The 17,977-nt window shown below is 67.9% G+C and carries 18 protein-coding genes; 11 read left to right on the top strand and 7 right to left on the bottom strand.

From position 1 onward, the window contains the following. Nucleotides 1-571 precede the first annotated feature (571 nt). The 3 genes from GPA10_RS04480 (at nucleotide 572) to GPA10_RS04470 (ending at nucleotide 3,484) form a co-directional block, all read left to right on the top strand. Complete coding sequence (locus GPA10_RS04480) at nucleotides 572-1,072, top strand: NUDIX hydrolase (RefSeq protein ID WP_157164334.1); 501 nt, start codon at nucleotides 572-574, stop codon at nucleotides 1,070-1,072. 627 nt (nucleotides 1,073-1,699) lie between these two features. After that, a complete protein-coding gene (locus tag GPA10_RS04475) occupies nucleotides 1,700-2,614 on the top strand; it encodes a radical SAM/SPASM domain-containing protein (protein WP_157164333.1) in 915 nt (304 codons plus the stop codon). 21 nt (nucleotides 2,615-2,635) lie between these two features. After that, nucleotides 2,636-3,484 (top strand): protein kinase, encoded by an 849-nt coding sequence (locus GPA10_RS04470; RefSeq protein WP_198351503.1) that lies wholly within the window; start codon nucleotides 2,636-2,638, stop codon nucleotides 3,482-3,484. Between the two features lie 27 nt (nucleotides 3,485-3,511). Here the strand turns inward: GPA10_RS04470 and GPA10_RS04465 are convergent, their stop codons facing one another. Continuing rightward, on the bottom strand, nucleotides 3,512-3,685 hold the full coding sequence (locus GPA10_RS04465; protein ID WP_157164332.1) for an antitoxin: 174 nt from the start codon (nucleotides 3,683-3,685) through the stop codon (nucleotides 3,512-3,514). Nucleotides 3,686-3,961: 276 nt separating this feature from the next. Beyond that, entirely contained in the window at nucleotides 3,962-4,594 is a 633-nt protein-coding gene (locus tag GPA10_RS04460) for a DUF6082 family protein (RefSeq protein WP_157164331.1), read from the bottom strand. A gap of 1,228 nt (nucleotides 4,595-5,822) precedes the next feature. On the opposite strand from GPA10_RS04460, the gene GPA10_RS04455 reads away from it, so the two are divergent. After that, nucleotides 5,823-6,191, top strand: a complete 369-nt coding sequence (locus GPA10_RS04455; RefSeq protein WP_157164330.1) for a hypothetical protein — start codon at nucleotides 5,823-5,825, stop codon at nucleotides 6,189-6,191. A 299-nt stretch (nucleotides 6,192-6,490) separates the two neighbouring features. Here the strand turns inward: GPA10_RS04455 and GPA10_RS04450 are convergent, their stop codons facing one another. Then, nucleotides 6,491-6,661: a hypothetical protein gene (locus GPA10_RS04450; protein ID WP_157164329.1), complete on the bottom strand. Its 171-nt coding sequence runs from the start codon at nucleotides 6,659-6,661 to the stop codon at nucleotides 6,491-6,493. Nucleotides 6,662-7,057: 396 nt separating this feature from the next. On the opposite strand from GPA10_RS04450, the gene GPA10_RS04445 reads away from it, so the two are divergent. Beyond that, nucleotides 7,058-7,747 carry a GAF and ANTAR domain-containing protein gene (locus GPA10_RS04445; RefSeq protein WP_343040317.1) on the top strand — a complete coding sequence of 230 codons (690 nt, stop codon included), beginning with the start codon at nucleotides 7,058-7,060 and terminating at the stop codon, nucleotides 7,745-7,747. A gap of 258 nt (nucleotides 7,748-8,005) precedes the next feature. Here GPA10_RS04445 and GPA10_RS04440 read toward each other — a convergent pair whose 3' ends face one another. The 4 genes from GPA10_RS04440 to GPA10_RS04425 form a co-directional block, all read right to left on the bottom strand. Continuing rightward, complete coding sequence (locus GPA10_RS04440) at nucleotides 8,006-8,476, bottom strand: hypothetical protein (RefSeq protein WP_157164328.1); 471 nt, start codon at nucleotides 8,474-8,476, stop codon at nucleotides 8,006-8,008. A 54-nt stretch (nucleotides 8,477-8,530) separates the two neighbouring features. Beyond that, the gene (locus GPA10_RS04435) at nucleotides 8,531-9,220 is read right to left on the bottom strand and encodes a hypothetical protein (RefSeq protein WP_157164327.1); all 690 of its coding nucleotides are present in this window, start codon (nucleotides 9,218-9,220) and stop codon (nucleotides 8,531-8,533) included. Between the two features lie 248 nt (nucleotides 9,221-9,468). After that, nucleotides 9,469-10,443, bottom strand: coding sequence for a LysR family transcriptional regulator (locus tag GPA10_RS04430; protein WP_058845781.1), 975 nt, complete (start codon nucleotides 10,441-10,443; stop codon nucleotides 9,469-9,471). Between the two features lie 155 nt (nucleotides 10,444-10,598). Then, entirely contained in the window at nucleotides 10,599-11,597 is a 999-nt protein-coding gene (locus tag GPA10_RS04425; protein WP_157164325.1) for a LysR family transcriptional regulator, read from the bottom strand. A 749-nt stretch (nucleotides 11,598-12,346) separates the two neighbouring features. On the opposite strand from GPA10_RS04425, the gene GPA10_RS04420 reads away from it, so the two are divergent. From GPA10_RS04420 to trxB, 6 genes are all read left to right on the top strand, one after another. Then, the gene (locus tag GPA10_RS04420; protein ID WP_157164324.1) at nucleotides 12,347-13,117 is read left to right on the top strand and encodes a tRNA-dependent cyclodipeptide synthase; all 771 of its coding nucleotides are present in this window, start codon (nucleotides 12,347-12,349) and stop codon (nucleotides 13,115-13,117) included. Between the two features lie 113 nt (nucleotides 13,118-13,230). Further along, entirely contained in the window at nucleotides 13,231-14,604 is a 1,374-nt protein-coding gene (locus tag GPA10_RS04415; protein ID WP_157164323.1) for a purine-cytosine permease family protein, read from the top strand. A 1-nt stretch (nucleotide 14,605) separates the two neighbouring features. Further along, nucleotides 14,606-14,959, top strand: coding sequence for a rhodanese-like domain-containing protein (locus GPA10_RS04410; protein WP_343040316.1), 354 nt, complete (start codon nucleotides 14,606-14,608; stop codon nucleotides 14,957-14,959). Nucleotides 14,960-15,041: 82 nt separating this feature from the next. Continuing rightward, complete coding sequence (locus tag GPA10_RS04405) at nucleotides 15,042-15,491, top strand: thioredoxin family protein (RefSeq protein ID WP_058845777.1); 450 nt, start codon at nucleotides 15,042-15,044, stop codon at nucleotides 15,489-15,491. 113 nt (nucleotides 15,492-15,604) lie between these two features. Then, nucleotides 15,605-16,849, top strand: a complete 1,245-nt coding sequence (locus GPA10_RS04400; protein WP_157164322.1) for a S8 family peptidase — start codon at nucleotides 15,605-15,607, stop codon at nucleotides 16,847-16,849. Then, the gene (gene trxB, locus GPA10_RS04395; RefSeq protein WP_343040315.1) at nucleotides 16,846-17,835 is read left to right on the top strand and encodes a thioredoxin-disulfide reductase; all 990 of its coding nucleotides are present in this window, start codon (nucleotides 16,846-16,848) and stop codon (nucleotides 17,833-17,835) included. Before GPA10_RS04400 ends, trxB begins: the two co-directional genes overlap by 4 nt. Nucleotides 17,836-17,977: the final 142 nt, after the last annotated feature.

Raw genomic sequence — 17,977 nt, 5'->3', positions numbered from 1 at the left:
CGAGACAACCATGCCGCTCCGCGTTGCGAGACATGACGGCCTCCCAAGCGAGGCAGCAGAGCACAAGCGACGTATACAGCGCCGATTAGCAGTCGCGTATTCAGAACTGAACTGCGACCGCGATTACGCCCCAGAGGGCGTCACAGGAGTTCCGTCGGAGGCGGCGCGGTGAGCGTAGCCCTGAACCACATACAGGTGTCCATGATCTGTGGGCACTCCTCCGAGAGTCACATAGTGCTTGGCTCCGCAGAAGACGGGGTTATAGCAGTGTGCCCCGACTGTGTGTACAAGCACTCGCCTGTAGCTGACTGGTACGAGGTGCCGGTGATGGTGCCGGAACGACAAGACCGGGGAACTCCCTTCCGCGGCAGTGATACCTGCGGCGGCCGGTGTGGGGCCTGCGGCGCACCTACGCCCGCCGCCTCCCCGCCTCAATAGCCCCCGTGCCGGGGGCTGCCCCCACTTCCCCCGCACGGACGGGAATGGCCGGCTTCCGGTTATCGACGGCGGTAGCCGGGCCCGTCAACCCCTTACAACCCGCAAATCCTGACCAACCACATAAGGAAGCCGGATGCACAAAGACGTGCAAGAGCCCCCACGCCGCGAGATCGGAGCCTCTGCGCTCATCCTCAATGACGCGGGTGACGTGCTCCTGGTGGAGTCCCGCGGGGAAGACGAGATGATCCTCCCGGGCGGCAGCGCCATGCAGAACGAACCGCCCCACATGGCCATGACGCGCAAAGTCCGCGACCTGACGGGCCTCGAAGTAACCCCCGCGCGTCTCCTCGTCATCGATGTCTACCCCGGGAACCTCCACGGCGACGAGTGGGAAAGCGTCAACTTCGTCTTCTACTGCGGCACCGTGAACTTCAACGACCCCCACATGACCGACGCCAAGATCGATCATCTGTGGGCTGAACGCTCAAAGCTCACGGGGCACACCCTCCGCGAACAGTACAGGCGCATCCGGCAGTCACTGTTGATCCTCGAACAAGGCAACCCGATCCAATACATGCTTCACGGGCATCGCGTCGATGTTCGCGTCGACGGGGCGGAAAGACCGATCTCCTGATGGAGGTCAACAGCCAGTGCGGCGGATTCCGATAAGCAGCAACCAGTGACACATGTAGCAAAGCCCGACAGCAACGGAGCAGTCCGCAGGTGGGGAACCTCGTCAAGTGGATATTGAGATGGTGGGACAACAAGAAAAGCGAAACACGCCAGTGCTCCAGGTGCACTCTTCCGATGACGCACGCCAATCTGTGGTTCTGGATACCGGGGTATTCATACGTACATGTCCGGCCGGGCCCGAACGGCGCCCACGGCCCCGGACTGACCAGGCCGACCACAGACCCCGCGTCCGCTTGACGATGTGCCGGACGCGGTACGGCTCAGCCCCCGAGGCCTCTTCTTCCTGTCGAGAGGCCACTGAGCCAGCAACCGGCCCCGAATGGTGCCCACAAGGCGGTAAGGCGTCCGGGGCCGGGACGCACGAGACCCGCCCGGCCTGCGGGGGATCGCTCTACAGCGCCGGAGCGATGACAACGGCCCGGCCTCCCGCTCGCACCTGCTCTACGGGACGACAGGAGCGAGCACGGCCCCGGCCGGAGAGACCGGTTCACTCTTCGGCCGGGGCCCCAAGGCTCCCGTGCCGACACCGAACGGACAGACGAGGCAACCTCAAACCAAGGGAGTGAGCATGTCTGCACCTACCGCAGAAAAGCCCCTGACGGAGACCTTGAAGCCACCCCGGATGCTGTGGCTCGACCTCACGCGCAAGTGCCAATTGGCCTGTGTCCACTGCTACAACGAATCCGGTCCTGATGGTGATCACGGGGCGATGGAGCGCGAAGATTGGTTCCGACTGATCGGAGAGGCCGCAGAGTTGGGCGTGCCTCATGTGCAGCTCATCGGAGGCGAGCCGATGATGCACCCCAATGGGATCGACCTCGCTGACTTCGCCCTGAGTAAGGGCATGGGCGTGGAGGTGTACAGCAACCTCGTTCACGTCACGGAGGCGTGGTGGGAGCAGTTGAGGCATGCCCGCATGTCGCTGGCAACCTCGTACTACTCGGCCCTGGCCGCCGAACACAACGCGATCACTGGCCGCCGAAGCCACGCACGTACCCGGCAGAACATCGCCAAGGCGCTCGCCCAGGGCACACCTCTGCGCGTAGGAATCATCAGCCTGGACGACGCGAAGGACACCGAGGCGACTCGCCAAGATCTCGAATCCCTGGGCGTGACGAACATCGGTGTTGACCACGTCAGGCTGTTCGGCCGCGGTGCGCCGTCCAGCCAAGACCCGAACCCTGCCGGACTCTGCGGACACTGTGGGGTCGGAGTGGCATCGGTGAGCCCGACCGGCGAAGTCTCTCCGTGCGTGTTCTCGACCTGGCTGCCCGCCGGCAACGTACGGGCGGGGTCGTTGTCCTCTATCCTGAGCGGCCCCGTGATGGACGAGGCAACGGCCCTCATCCGTAGTGCACGCGGGAACGAGGCAAGCGCATGTACCCCTGACTGTGTCCCGAAAAATCCGTGTGACCCACGATGCGAGCCAAACTCCTCATGCAGGCCCGGCACGCCGCCAAGTGAATGCCAGCCAAGAAACTAGGCCGCACCTCGGAGGATCGGCGTGGATGATCTGCCAGACCCGCACTTCCGGGAACTGATCGAGCCCCATACAGGGAAAGTCGATAATGTGCTGATTCCTCGGAGAGGGTTCAGCTCTGACTTTGCTGCGATCATCGAGACGGCGAAGGGGAGCTTCTTCGTCAAGGCGATGTTCAACCACCCCGGTGGACGTCTGGATTCCATCCGCAGAGAGAAGGAAATCAACCCTTCCGTACAGTCGATCTCTCCCCGGCTGCTGTGGGACGTAGAGAGTGAAGGGTGGGTCATCCTCGGGTTCGAAGCGGTCGAAGGCCGATCAGCAAACTTTGATTTGGGCTCGACCGACCTTCCTGTGATCATCGACGCTCTCAACCGCATCACAGAAATCCCCGTTCCAGCAGCAGCCCGCGACTGGAGCGAAGAGCGCTGGGACAGCTTCGCCTCCGGCGCGGAAGCGGAGCACTTCCGCGGTGCTGTATTGCTGCACACAGACATCAATCCCAGCAACGTCATGATCGCCCCGAATCGAACATGGGTCGTCGACTGGTCCTGGCCGACCTACGGGGCAGGGTTCATCGATCCATCGTTGCTCGTGGTGCAGCTCATCTCAGCCGGACATCTTCCCGCCCAAGCGGAGTCCTGGGCTGCCGAGTGTCCGGCCTGGGCATCGGCAGCACCCGAGGCGATCGACGCCTTCGCCAGAGCAACATGGCGCATGTACCGCCAAGCCGCCCTAGCTTCTCCTGACAGATGGCTTGGAGACATGGCAGACGCAGCTCAGTCATGGCTCAGGTACCGGATCAACGCTAGGAGGAGGCGTTCCACCCAGGCTCCGATCTCGCCCAGTCCGTCAGATGGAAATCCCATCTGACGGACTGGGCCCTTTTCATACCTGTTCCTACTCGGGCTTATCGCGGTCCATGCCCAACTTGTCCTCGACCTGTTCCTGGATGCTGTTGACCTTGTCCTCGTACTTGCCGCCAGTCTTCTCGTTGATCTCCTCTTCGGCGGCGTCGGAGACGTCCTTGGCCTTGTCCTTGACGTTGTCCTTGAAACTGCCAAAGATGCCCATAGTCTCTCCTTGCGGTGGTGCCAGAAGGGCCTCATCCAGGAACGCACACCGACAGTTTGGTGCGCCTTGTTGGCGTAGGCCGGTCGGGGGCCCACGCCCGCGCCGTTGATGGCGGCTTTGCCTCTCGGCCGGAAGCCTCCTTTGAGACGTCCAGTGTGGCCAGGAAACCTGTCGGTCTCCGCGGCCTGGTGGTCGTCGAGTTGTTGCCTTTCGAGCCATGAGCCCCCTCCAGGGCCTGAGCCTCGACCTGCCGCGGCTGTGGACGACCTCGCCACCCTACGCTTCAGGCGAGAAGTACCCAGATGAGGGCGTAGGCGGGCCCTCGGCGGCAGCTTGCGCGAATGCCTCGTCCCCCAGCGAGACAAACCGGACCGCGTAGACGTCGCCCATTGCCTCTCCCCATGCCCTTCGCGCTGAACTGCTGTATTGCCAGTGCCTTCGGGCCACTTCGCCCCGGAAGTGGGTACGGAAGGAGAGCAGCAAGGCGTCATCGGTGACGTGCTTCAGTTGATACTCGGTGAACCAGCTATTAATGATCAAGTTTACGAACATCATCTGCTTCGTTTCCTCCATCGACAGGCGTGGTGTACGCGGAGGCCAGCAGACCATGAGCGTTGGGTCTGTAAGAGACAGGATCGTAAGCTCTCTGTAGGCGGTATGCCGGGCATCAGCGTTCGCGAGCGCCGTCTGGTGTGCCTGATAGGCCAAGGATGTTGCGACGCCTAAGAGGGCAACTGCCGAGAGTGAAGAACCATAGATCTGACTGATCTCGCCGAGCTTCTCCCAGTCAACTCCTGAAGGCGCAACCAGCCAAAGGACTATGGGAGTTAGCGTGAGCAAGAGGAAGATCGCGATACCTACTGTGATACGTATGGACGTCTTTCGAGGCAGTCCCAGTACCTGAGCCATGATTCCCCCTCGGAGGCTTTCTCTCTTCTAGAGCACACATACCCGGCTGGCCAGGCAATCGTGCGGGGTTACTGCGTGTTGAGGAGCAGTGTGGAACCCCGTGACCTTGGGCCCGGAACAGCACCGTTATGGATCTTGATGGATAATCCCGGGACTGTGGACAACTCGATCACCCTCCTGAGGGAAGCAGGCCTTGTGACCTGACGTGCCGGTCATCGTTCCCAGGACATGACCCCTCGTAAGGCAGTCACAGCCCTGGCAGTCGCCGCAGCAGCCATCGGGACCGGGGCCGTCACGGCGGCCCCGGCCTCGGCCGGTGGAGTCGGAGACGTTCTGTCACCCGCCTTCGGCACTTCCTGTGCCAACCACAAGACAAAGACCCAGCCGCAGGGCCACAGGTGTGGGGGGCACTAGCTATGAAGGCACTTCCAATCCCGAATGCTTAGAGAACTGAAACTCTCCCCCACATTTAGGGGTGGGTTGGATCAGATCAGTCATCGTCCGGTCGGGGTATATAGCCCCGGCCGTCATCAATAATGTTCGTGTCCTGTGATGCCCACCAGGACGTTGATGTGACGCAGGCTTCATCGATGATGGTTCATCACAATCCCGTGGCCGGCTCAGATAGAACCGAACCCCTCCGGCCTGTCAGACGGCCTCTGGGCGATTGTGTGGCGCTTGGCCGCTCGTCTGAGGCGTTTTTGCAGATGACACCCCGTAAGTGCACGGATCCCGGCGTGCAGCCCGACTCGTCTGCCTTTACCTCTCTGACCTGCACGTCCCCTGCGCCTGAACACGTGACCGGGCGCCGCGCCCGCACGCCCCGCCCAGCAGCGCCGGGTGGGGCGCTTCTTCGTGTCTGCTCCCGACCGTGATCGTCCGATGGCGATCGAGGGAGGCTGCCGCACCATCCCTGCGGGGCCTATGCTCCGTGCTCAGGTCCTCCACTGCATCCGGCCGGGTACGTCACCTTCGCCTGGGTTTACCTGGTCACGAGTGCCCTTTCGTAAATTGACTGCGCGGTGTGCGGTCCATGCGTTTTCGGTGCTGCGCTTTGTCGGCTACAGCGCTGATGCTGGCATGAGAGGCCCGGTGCCTCTTTCTCGGCTGCGCCTCGGACGAGGCCGGTCCCAGAAGGCGCGCACAGGAGACCGGGCGGCCCGGCCGGTGGGCGCGCGAGTGGCTCGCCGGGGCGTGAGCGGTCGATGCCGATAAGAGCGGATGCGCGGTGAAAGCATACGAGAACGAGACATACCAGGCCCCGTTCCAAGTGGCTGGCCTTGACCCCACCGACGCGGCGCTCGTACGCGATTCGCGGGAGCGGTACAACGGCGAGCAGGGTGCGGCTGCCGCACGTGAACAGTCTCCCGCTGGCCTGACGTCGGAGCAGAAAGTTCTGGAGTCCCTGGTGGCTCGGCTGCACGCGAATTTCCATGTGGCTGCGGCGGCACTGGCCCAAGCCAATGAGCTGCTCGCTCGTCACCATGAACACCTGGCCAACGCCGTCCCCGCGTCCGCCGAGCAGCACCGCAGTCTCGCCGAGGAAACGCACCGAACCGCCCAAAGAATCCGCGAGATCTCACACCGCATACCTTGATGTGTGCGCCCGCACGGCGACTGCGGTTCTCCACCCGGAAAGCGTGTGTAGTACTCCAGCGGTGCCGGAGTCGACGAACTGCAGTCCTGCCACGACCGCGCCGTAGCCCCGCACGTGGCCGCCATCGGATCCATTCGGCCCTCGTCGAACACTTCAGGCGCTGCACGGAGACCGCGGAGCGCGGCCGCCGCGTCCAGGCCTGCGAACGCGGCACGAACTGCATCACGCCGCCGCTGAGGTGGTAGCACAGGAGCAACCGGCTCTGCTGCGCCGCCCGGAAGCGAGTCGTCCGAGCACTGCTATGCGGACCTGCGCAGCGCAGCCTGCTGGCGCAAGAGGTGCTGGCTCTCGTCCATCACCCGGCTGTTCTGCGTCGCCACCTCGTGGGCGGCCCGTATCAGCTCACGGGCGCGCTTCCTGTTGGCCTCAGCCCGTACCAGCAAATCGTCCCATCGCGCCTGTGTCGCCATGACGGCAAGTCTGCCCGAACCGAGGGTTCAGATGGTGCGACCGCAGACGGGAGGGGTGGCTTTCGTGGTGCCGTGAGCGCACCGGCTCACGTGGGGGGAGTGGTTGGTCGGCGTCCCCGTGGTCGATGGGCTGTTGTCGGCGCGGCAGCCGACCTACCGGCGGAAGCTCCATGCAGGATCGAGCAGCGTGGGGTCCTGCGGGTTCGTCGGTCCAGGATGCCGGGGCGCACACTTCGCGCGGATGTGCCCTTGCTGGGATGGCTTGTCCGCAACCTCCCCTGTCACCGTCACTGCACTGGGGGCGCCTCCCAACTGCGACATCACTGCGACGCGCGCGCGAGAATCCGGGTATCCGGGTATCCGGGTGCCAGGAAAGCGTGCTGAGCGGAGGGCGATGTGGACTGGGAGTGGTTTGCACAGCAGATGGCGTCGATGGCGAGGTCACTTCTGGCGCGTGACTCGGTCGAAGCCACGCTGGATGAGATCACCAGTTCGGCCACTGATCTGGTGGACGGCTGCGACGCGGCCGGCATCCTTGTTCTCCACGGCTCCCGGGTGCGCAGCCTGGCCGCCACGCACGAAATGGTCACCGAAAGCGACCAATTGCAGCAGCACCTGGGAGAGGGGCCGTGTTTCGACGCGGCGCACAGCTCGCACGGCCAGCGAGTCTTTCGCATCGCAGACCTCACCGCTGAGCAGCAGCACTGGCCCGGCTACGCACCCGAGGCCAACGCGCTGGGCATCGGCAGCATGATGGGTTTTCTGCTGTTCACCGAGGACGAGGACTTCGGTGCGCTGAACTTCTACTCCCGCAAGCCCGGGGCCTTCACCGAGATCAGCGAGCTGGCCGGATTCCTGCTCGCTTCGCACGCCTCGGTCGCCCTCTCGAGCGCCCGCACCCACGCCCAGCTGGAACAGGCTGTCGGCACCCGTCACATCATTGGTGAGGCCATGGGCATTCTGATGGGCAGCCGTCACCTTTCCGAAGACCAAGCCTTCGACGCGTTGCGCCGCTACTCCCAGGAGACCAACACCAAGCTCCGCGAGGTCGCCCGCATGATCTGCGAAGGAGGCAGTCTCGACTGATCGCAGTCTCCACGGATCAGAGTTCGGGCGCCGCCGACTCTGCCGGAAGAAGCCCCGCCCCGCACGATGGCGATGGGCCCCTCACCGGCGAGGACCGGCGCGGCCCCATGCCCGTACTCTGCAACCGCCGGTCTCGCTACGGGAACGTACGCGTAGCAGAGGTCGACCAGCCGGCGAGTCGAGGCTGAGCCCCCGATGTGGGCTGACTCCTTCACGGTGGAACCTGGTCCGCCGCATACTGCCTCTGTGGGAACTGAGTCATGGGTCGATCCCACCACTGGGAGCCAGGCTGCGCGCAGAAAGCGCCGCGCTGATGAGCGTGAGCGTGCCGCCGATGCTCGCGAGGGCTGCGCTGATGAACGTGAGCGTGTCGCGGACGCCCGCGAACGGCTGGCCGATGAGCGTGAGCGTGCTGCGGATGAGCGCGAGCGACTCGCCGATGTCCGGGAGGCCGCGGCCGACGAACGCGAGCGCGTCTTGGACGAGCGCGAGAGCCTGGTGGACCTGTGGGTACGCGGAGCGGAGGATGTGGCGCCGAGCCACCGGCAACGTACTTTCGAGGCGCTCGGCCGAGCATGGGCCAGGCTCGCAGCCAGCCAGGCCCGTCTGGGCCGCGTCGAGGCGGCGCTGGCGCGAGCTCAAGCCCGCGACATGCGTGAACAGGACAGTGTCGAGCAGGAGATCGCTGCCACCGTCCGATACGTCAGTGACGGCAGGCGGTAACGACAAGGCATGTCCCCGTCTGCCTGAGCTCGTCAAAAGGGTACTCAAGGGGCTTAGGCGTCACTGCAACTCGTTCGCCACTTGACGGACACGCCCGGCCTGTCGGCGTGCGCACGCGGCGAGATCGCGTTGGTCTTCGGCCTCCGGGGTCTCGTCGCTGCTGAGGCGTTCATAGTGGTCTGCGAGCAGCTCGTGGGCGTCGGCCAGCGCCGCCGCGGCCGCGAGGAAGCGGGCGTGCAGACGGTCCACCAGGACTTCCAGGGACTCGCACCTGGTGAGGGCTGCGGTCACCTGTCCGGAGGGAGTATCGCTGAAGTCCTGTGGTGATGTGGCTGCAATCGACTGTTTGACGAGGTGCTGTTCTCTCACCTCGCGAGCTTTCACGCGGGCGAGGGCCTCTTCGGTGCGATTCAGGCGGTCCTGACTGGCGGCGAGCAGCGCCCGTGCCCGGCCGATCGCCTCGTACGACCGCTGTCGGCGGCCGGCGACCATCTCGCCTGCCTGCCGCGCTTGCTGGTCCGAGCGGATCTCACGTTCGTCCAGGGCGCGTTCGCGCTCATCGGCGGCGGCTTCCCGGGCGTCTGCGCAGCGTTCACGTTCATCGGCGGCATCCTCGCGTGCGTCAGCGGCACGCTCGCGCTCGTCTGCCAGGCACTCGCGTTTCTCAGCGAGCTCCAAGTGCTCGGATGGCCCGTCGAAGCGCCCGGGTGTGTTCGACGCGGAACGGCGGTCCGATGCGTCAGTGCTCACGTCATGCAGTATGCGCCGCATCCGGACCGACGGTGAAGAGCTCCCGTCGCCAGTCCGGAACCCGGCGGTGGACCACTTGGCCGGTGTAAAGGACCCCGGGCGCGGTGAAGGCGCCCGAACTGCCCAAAGGCAAGGCGCCGGCCGAGGTCGCAGTGGCCGAGGGCAACCGGAGCGTTCCCCTCGGCCGCACCGCCGAAGGGCCGCTGTCCGTGCTCGTCAACTGCCAGGGCAGGGGCCGGTGCCCCCGGTCACGGGCTCGTCCGCGGGCGGTGGAGGGCGGGCGCGGCTGCCCCCTTCAGGCGCGCAGGCAGGTAGGAGCACCGCGGTAGGAGTGCGCGGTGCTCCCGTGTCAGTTGTTGGGCGAGTGCTGGGACGTGTGGGGCGTACGGGCTGCTTGTGCGGAAGACCAGGTACTGGTGGGCGTGGAGGTCGAGGTCGGCTATCGCACGGAGGGCGACCCCGGGGCCGGGGGCGCGCATGGCCTGCCACAGGGCCACGGAGCGCTGGTCGCGGATGACCGCCGAGCGGGGGCCGGTCACGGCGATGTCGTGGCCTATGCGGGGCGCGAAGCCGAAGGCGGAGCAGATGCCGCGCAGCCAGTCCACGCAACCGTCCGGGCCCGAGCAGGAGATCCACTCCTCGGGTGCCAGCCGGCGCATCGTCAGGAGCGGGGCCGTCGTGAGCGGGTGGTCGGCCGGCAGGGCCGCCAGCATCGGGGTCTCGGCGCACGCGATCTCCGCCACGTTCCGGTCCGCCGCGCAGCCGTCCGTGGCCGTACGGTCGTCAAGGGCGATGTCGATCTCGCCGATGCGCAGGAGTTCGTAGAGCTCGCGTGAGGAGCCGACCGTCACGACCCGGGGGCGTTCCGCGCCGCAGGGCAGTGCGCGCAGACATCGCAGCAGCGGCTCGTACAGCGTGCTCGTCGCCCAGCCGATCCGGAGTGTCTCGCGCCGGTGGACCTGGTGCGTGCGCAGTTGCGTCCCCAGGTCGTCCAACTGGCCGAGGATGTTCTCGGCGTGCGCGAGTACGACCGCGCCGAGCGGTGTGGGCTGCGCCCCGTGCACGCCCCGCACGAAGAGGTCGCCCCCCATGAGCTGCTCGACGCGGCGGAGTTGACGGCTGAGCGCGGGCTGCGGCAGGCCGAGGGACAGGGCCGCCTGGTTGAGGCTTCCGTGGTCGGCGATGGCACACAGGCCGCGTAAGTGGCGGATCGTCAGGTCCATGGGGGTAACCGTGCTTTCGTGATGGTTCCGGGGAGACGGTGGGCGGCGTCGGCTGTAGTGGTGGTGACCTATTCGCCATCTGTCCGAGCGGGAGCGGGCCGCCGTGCGCGCCGCCGTCACCGCCCTGTGGCAGCGGACCGCAGCCGCGCCCGCGGCTACGCATTGCGCGCCGCCTCCGCCAGCGACGAGGCGTGCCGGGCGACGCTGCTGGAGCATGTCCAGGCGAGGACGATTTGGGAGCGGGCCGCCTCGTCGCGCAGCGGGCGGTACACCACGCCCGGTGTCGGCGCGGGCGGCGGGTAGGTGATGTGGACGGCTGCCGACGCGCAGGCCAGCGCTGTGGCGACGGACTCGTCGGGGGCCCAGGCCAGTTCCGGGACGGTTCCGCCGTACGCGGTGGCGGCGGCAAGGAAGTGCCGCCGCAACGGGCTGGTACGGGAACCGGTCATGACACAGGTCTCCGACGCGAGGTCGGACATCCCGACGGACATCCCCAAGGGCACCCCGGCGGACATCTCAGCGGACATCCCTGCGGACACCTCTGGGGACACCCCCGCAGGCATGCCCACGGACGCCCCGGCGGGCGTCCCGGCGGATGTCCCGGCGGCGAGCCGATGGCCGGTGCCGACGCCGGCGCACAGGCACTCGGGGGCGATCACGGCGGACTCGACGTCGTCGGGCAGCGGCGGGTCGAGCAGCGGGAGCCGTCGCAGCACCGCCACGTCCAGGTCCTGCGCCCGGAGGGCTTCGAGCAGGACGGCACTGGAGTCGTCGGTGCGTACGCGCAGCGCCGCGTCGGGCAGCAGTGAGTGGATCGCACCCGCGACGGCCGGGAGCACCGGGTGGCGGATCGAGCCGATGCGCACTCCGTCCGCCGCGGCCTCACCGCGTGTATGGGCGGCCACCGCCGACAGGAGGCTGTCGAACTGGGACAGCAGGGTCTGCGCGCCGCAGAGCAGGATCCTGCCCGCGGTCGTCGGGGCGGTGCCGCCGTGGTGCCGCCTGAACAGGGGTGTCCCGGCGGCGCGTTCGATGCGCTGGAGGTGGCGGCTGACATTGCTCTGGCCGGTGCCGAGCTGTCGCGCGGCTCCGGCGATGCTGCCCGTCTCGGCGATGGCTCGGAGGATGCGTAAGTCGTGGATTTCAAGGTTCATGACAAGTTGGCGAGCCGGGTGTGGGGGTGGGTGTGGGGGAGGGGAGCGCGACGGGGGCGAGGGGGTTCCCTGGCTGTTTTCCCGGCTGTTTCCCCGGCCGTTTCCTCTGCGGGGCGTCCGCCGGTGCCGGTGCCGGTGCCGGTCTCGGTGCAGGTGCAGGTGCCGGTCTCGGTGCCGGCGCCCCTGCCGGGTGTCGACACCGGTGCGATCGCGGGTGCGGTCGCATCCGTCCCGGTGTGCGCGTCGCCGCGCGCCGCAAGCGGTGGCAAGGGCGGAGGCGGCGGCAGTGGCGGTGGCGGCATGCGGGTTGTGCGAGCCGGGGGCCGTAAAGGGGAGTGGGTCGGTGCAGCATCGCGTTGATGCAACTCTGCGGCCCGAATATACGGTTGCCCAGGTCAGTAGCGCCAGAGGTGGGCGGGGATTACATCGCCGATTTCCTCCGCCGGGTTAATTGGTACGTACTATTCTGCGCCCCGCGCGGCGTCCGGGCCGGGCCCCGAATCGAGACCAAGTCGCGCAATGCGGAAAGGCGGCGCGATTCTGCAGGCCGCCGGAATGCGGTACGGCATGGCGTGGCGCTGTCAGGTATGCCTGCGTGGCATAACCCCGTCGGCACTACCCGGGCCATTGGGCGGGCGCGACCATCTTGCTGGCTGCCCCGGGCCGTCAGGTCATGACCGCGGCGGGTGGTGGCCGTCCCTGTCGTTGGAGAGGCCGTCGTTGGAGAGGCCCGTTGGCGAGGTCCAGGAATGTTCAACGAAGAACCACTTACCGAGGGGTGCGGCAGGGTCCTGCCCACCGCAGGCCATGCGTGCATCGGCGTCAGCCCCTTCAACAGCTATTTCAGCACCACCAGGCTGACCGAGCTGGCGCGTTGGGCTCTACGGCGTTTCGGGAGCTGCCACTTCTTCATTCCGGACACGGTGTCCGCGTACACGATGGAAGCCTGCGGATATTCACCGGAGCGGGCCCGGCACAAAGCACGGCGGCAGGGCCAGTACACGCACAACAAAGTGCTGACGGCCCTGCGCACGCTGGGTGTTCCCGAGCCGCAGCAGTGCATTCTGGGCATGGAGCAACTGCGCGGAAACCGCCGCTACTGCGAACTCCTCGCGGCCGCGACCGCTCTTTTCGAGAGGGACGCTGCTTTCCGTGTCGCGTGTCTCGAAGCCACCCACTGGGTGCTCGACCGGAAGCTGCCGCGGGGCGCGAAGCCCACGCGTGAGCAATTGCGGCTCGCGGTGCGCTATTTCCTCGCCGAACTTCCCCTCTTCACCGACTCCGGCGGAATCGTCGCAGTCGGCTCCGGGGGCACCTCCGGGGGCGCATCCGGGGCCGGGGGAGGCGGCGGGTCCATGTTCGTCTACCACCAGCGCGTGGTGTTCCTGGAGCGCTTCTACGCGGGGCTCCTGTCCTGGAAGCCCGCACCCGGGCAAGGGTTCCTCGTGGTCACCGAGCCGGAACAGGACATCCAGGCGGAGCCCTCGGCGCTCGGCGAGACCAAGGTGGCAAGCCGGTGAGCGGCAGGACCGGCAGAACCGGCAGGAGTGGCGGAAGCGGCAAGAGCGGCAGGAGCGGCGGAAGCGGCAAGAGCGGCAGGAGCGGCGGAAGCGGCAAGAGCGGCAGGAGTGGGATGAGAGGCACCGGCAAGGGCCGGGAGGATGCCGCGTTCGACGACTACGCGCTGGTCAGAGTCCCCGAACACGCCCGCTGTTCCTGGCTCTCCGTAGCCGTGCAGCGCTTCGGGCAGGTCTCCTCCTTCCAGCAGTTCCTCGTCGGTGCCGTCCTCGGCTTCGGGATGTCCTTCACGGACGCCGTCATCGCCATCACGGTCGGCTCCGTGATGCTGGAGGTCGTCACGATCCTCCTCGGCATCGCCGGAGTCCGCGAGGGCGTCTCCGTCTCGGTGCTCGCCCGTTGGTCCGGATTCGGGCGCAAGGGCTCGGCCCTGGTCGGTCTGCTCATCGCGCTGAGCCTCGCGGGCTGGTTCGGCGTGCAGAACGGGGTGTTCGCGCGCGGCATGCACGACCTCGCGGGCGGCACGCCGGAGTGGGCGTGGGCGCTGATCGGCGGCGCCGTCATCACCGTCATCACCGTCTTCGGCTTCACCATGATGGCGTGGACGGCCTATCTCACCGTCCCCGCCTTCCTGTTCCTCGCGGGCTACTCGATCATCGACACGCTGGCCGGGCACTCCCTGGCCGACCTGATGGCCGCGCCGCCGCCCGGTCCGCCGCTGTCCCTGGCGGAGGGCACCACGCTGGTCTCCGGCGCCTTCATCCTCGGCGCGATCATGACGCCCGACATGACCCGGTTCAACCGGCGTCCCGCCGACGTCGTCAAGCAGACGCTGATCAGCGTGACGCTCGGCGAGTACCTGATCGGCCTGACGGCGGTCCTGCTCGCGCAGGCCGCGAGGTCCGTCGACATCGTCGGCATCATCACCTCCTCATCGGGGCTGCTCGGCACGCTCGTCCTCGCCACCGCGATCCTCAAGATCAACGACTGGAACCTGTACTCGTCGTCGCTGGGACTCGTGAACTCCGTCGACGTGCTCTTCGGCCGGAGGATCAGCCGCCGCGGTGTCACCTGGGTGATCGGCGCGGCCGGCACGGCGCTCTCCGCCGTCGGCATCGTCGACAACTTCACCGACTTCCTGGAGACCATCGGCGTCCTCGCGCCGCCCGTGGCCGGGATCATCATCGCCGAGTACTACGTGGTCCGGCAGTTCCGCCCCGGACTCGACCGCGCCAGGGCCGCCGGCACGATGCCCCCGCCGACGGCCGACTGGATGCCGCTCTCGCTGGTGTGCTGGGCCTTCGGCTCCGCCGTCGGCAAGTACCTGGACGCCGGGATTCCCGCGATCAACTCGGTGCTCGCGGCCCTGCTCCTCTACATCGCGGCCGGCAAGGCCCTCATGGCGCGCAAGGCCCGCATGGCGCGCAGGGCGCCCGGCGCGGACGTGCTCCCCCCAGCGGAAACCGACCTGACCAGATCCGGAGGCTGACGTGCTGCCGCTCGTGAAACGCGACGAACTGCGCAAGGAGATGGAGGCGGGGAACGTCACCGTCGTCGACACGATGCCCGCCGACTACTACGCGCGCGAGCACCTGCCGGGAGCCCTCAACATCCCCGGCTTCCCCTACGAGGACGCGGCCCGGTTCACCGACGAACTCGCCGGGGGCCTCCTGCCCGACCCCGCGGTGCCGATCGTCGTGTACTGCGCCAACGTGCCCTGCCGCAACAGCGAGTTGGTGGGGGCCCGGCTGGTGGAGCTGGGCTACACCGACGTCCGCAAGTACCGCGAAGGAATAGAGGACTGGGTCAGGGGCGAACTGCCGACGGAGTCCGGCAGTCCGTGACCCGACCCCCGGCCGGCCGGATGCCGGACACCCCCCACGCGAGGGCGCCGCACCGCGCGCTCGCCGATCGAAAGGACACGCAATGTTCCGCAGAACAGCCGTCTCCGTGGCGCTGACGGCGGCCCTCCTGGGCGCCGTCGCCCTGCCCGCCGCCGCCGAATCGGCGCCGTTGTCGGCACCCGCGGCGGACGCACCGGTCGGTGCCGCCGCCACGGTGATCGACGTGACCTCGCAGAACTTCCCCGAGGTCCTGAAGATGTCCGAGCAGCGCCCCGTGGTCCTGGACTTCTACGCGGACTGGTGCGGCCCGTGCAAGCAGATGAAGCCGCACCTGGAGAAGTTCCACAACCAGGACGGGGACAAGTGGGTCCTCGCGCGCGTCAACGTCGACAAGAACCGGCCCATCTCCCAGAAGTACAACGTCCGGTACATCCCCACCCTCCTGAACATCCAGAAGGGTGTGGAAGCGGGCAGCCGCCACGAGGGCTTCGACGGTCCCGGTCCGCTGCGGGCCTGGCTGAACGCCCTCTGACCCGCTGCCGCACCCGGGCACCGATCCCACCCGTCCATCCACCTACCGCACGCGTCGGCGCCCCCGTGCGCCGGCGCGTGCGCCGCACGCCTCCCCCCACCGAAAGGCAAGCGATGACATCGAAGACCCTGCTCCGCTGCGTCACCGGGGCAGTCGGCGCCACGGCTCTGGTCCTCCCCCTGCTCGGGCAGGCACAGGCCGCCGACACCGGCGCCGCCGCCCGGGAACAGGAAGACGTGTACGTGGTCCGCGTCAGCGGCACCGACGCCACGGAGGAAGCGGTCACCGCCACCGCGAAGGACATGACCGCCAAGAACGGCGGGGACCTCCGCCGGGTCTATCACGCGGCGCTCCAGGGCTTCTCGGTGACCCTCACCCCGGACGAGGTGACGAAGTACTACCGGGACACCCGGGTCAGCTCGGTCACCGCCGACCGCGACTTCCGGGTCGCGGGCAGCGCCCGGGGCGCGCGGGCGGGCGCCGCTCCGACGGCCTCCTGGGCCCTGGACCGCGTCGACCAGCGGGACCTGCCGCTCGACGGCTCGTACAGAGCCCGCAACCCGGCCCGCGGCGTGCACGTGTACATAGTGGACACCGGCGTACGCGTCGGCCACAGCGAGTTCGGCGGCCGGGCGCGCGGCGCCTACGACGCCGTCGACCGCGTACCGGGAGGAGCGCGGGACTGCAACGGACACGGCACGGCCTCCGCCTCGATCGTGGCGGGGCAGCGCACCGGCGTCGCCAAGAAGGCGCTCGTCGAGTCCGTCCGGGCCTTCGACTGCCGCGGCGTCGGCCGCCTGGAGCACCTGGCGTCCGCCGTCGACTGGATCACGGCGCACGCCGAGAAGCCCGCCGTCGTCAATCTGGGCTTCTCCGGGCCGCCCACCACCTTCCTCGACGCGCAGCTGTACGAGATGACGCAGAAGGGCATCGCCTACACCACCGCCGCGGGCAGCGCCGGTGCCGAGGGCGACGACGCCTGCTCGGTGACGCCGGCCCGGCAGACCACGGGCATCACCGTCGCCGCCACCGACAGGAACGACTCCAGGACGAGCACGTCCAACACCGGACCCTGCGTCCACCTGTTCGCGCCGGGGGACGCGGTGCCCGCAGCGGGCGCCGCGTACAACACCGCTTTCACCCGCCTCACCGGAACCTCCGCCGCGTCCGCCCTCGCCGCGGGGACCGCGGCCACGCACCTCGCCGAGAAGCCCGGCGCCACACCGGGCGACCTGGACGAGGCCCTCGCCGCGGCCGCGACCAAGGACAAGGTGGGCAACCCCGGGGCGGACGCCAAGAACCTCCTCCTCTACGCGGGAGCCGACGCCCCCTCTGCCCACCGCGGAGGCCTGCGGTGAACGCCGAACTCCACCACACGGTCGTCATCGGTTCCGGCCCCGCCGGGTACACGGCCGCGCTCTACACCGCCCGCGCCGACCTCCGGCCCCTGGTGTTCTGCGGCTCGCTCTACAGCGGCGGCGCCCTCATGACGACGACGGACGTCGAGAACTTCCCCGGCTTCCCCGAGGGCGTCCAGGGCACCGAGCTGATGGACGGCATGCGGGCCCAGGCCGAGCGGTTCGGGGCCCGCCTCGTCGAGGACGAGGTCGTCGCCGTCGACCTCGCGGGGCCCGTCAAGTCCGTCACCGACTCCCACGGCGGCGTCCACTTCGCCCGGACCGTGATCGTCGCCACCGGGTCCGGCTACCGCAAGCTCGGCCTGCCGAACGAGGACGAGCTGTCGGGGCGGGGCGTGTCCTGGTGCGCCACGTGCGACGGGTTCTTCTTCCGGGGCCACGACCTCGCCGTCGTCGGGGGCGGCGACACCGCGCTCGAAGAGGCCACCTTCCTCACCCGCTACGCCAGGTCCGTCACCGTCATCCACCGGCGCGACACCCTGCGGGCCTCCAAGGCCATGCAGAGCAGGGCGTTCGCCGACCCCAGGATCACCTTCTGCTTCGACACCGAGGTGACGGGCATCCACGGCACCGACCGGCTCGCGGGCATCACCGTCTGCAACACCCGTACCGGCGACGTCATGCCCCTCGACGTCACGGGCCTGTTCATCGCCATCGGGCACGACCCGCGCACGAGCCTGTTCGCCGGGCAGCTCGACCTGGACGACCAGGGCTATCTCGCGGTGCGCGCGCCGACGACCGCCACCAACGTCCCCGGTGTCTTCGGCGCGGGCGACGTCGTCGACCACACCTACCGCCAGGCCGTCACCGCGGCGGGCACCGGCTGCGCGGCGGCTCTCGACGCCGAGCGGTATCTGGCGTCCCTCGGGGACGCCTCCGCGGCCGGGTCCGGTGAGGCGGATCTCCTTCTGGGCCGAGGGGTGTGAACCCCGGCACAGGACGAGGGGCCCTCACCGGATCGGTGAGGGCCCCTCGTGTGCTGGAGCGCCCGGCAGGCCTTGCACCTGCATTTCCCATCGGATGATGGGCGTCTTTCCTTGGACCACAGACGCGTGACTCCCGTGTCGT

The organism is Streptomyces typhae, assembly GCF_009755605.1.
Taxonomy (GTDB): Bacteria; Actinomycetota; Actinomycetes; order Streptomycetales; family Streptomycetaceae; genus Streptomyces; species Streptomyces typhae.
The sequence above is the reverse complement of the archived record's forward strand: the minus strand, read 5'-3'. Positions and strand labels throughout refer to the sequence as shown.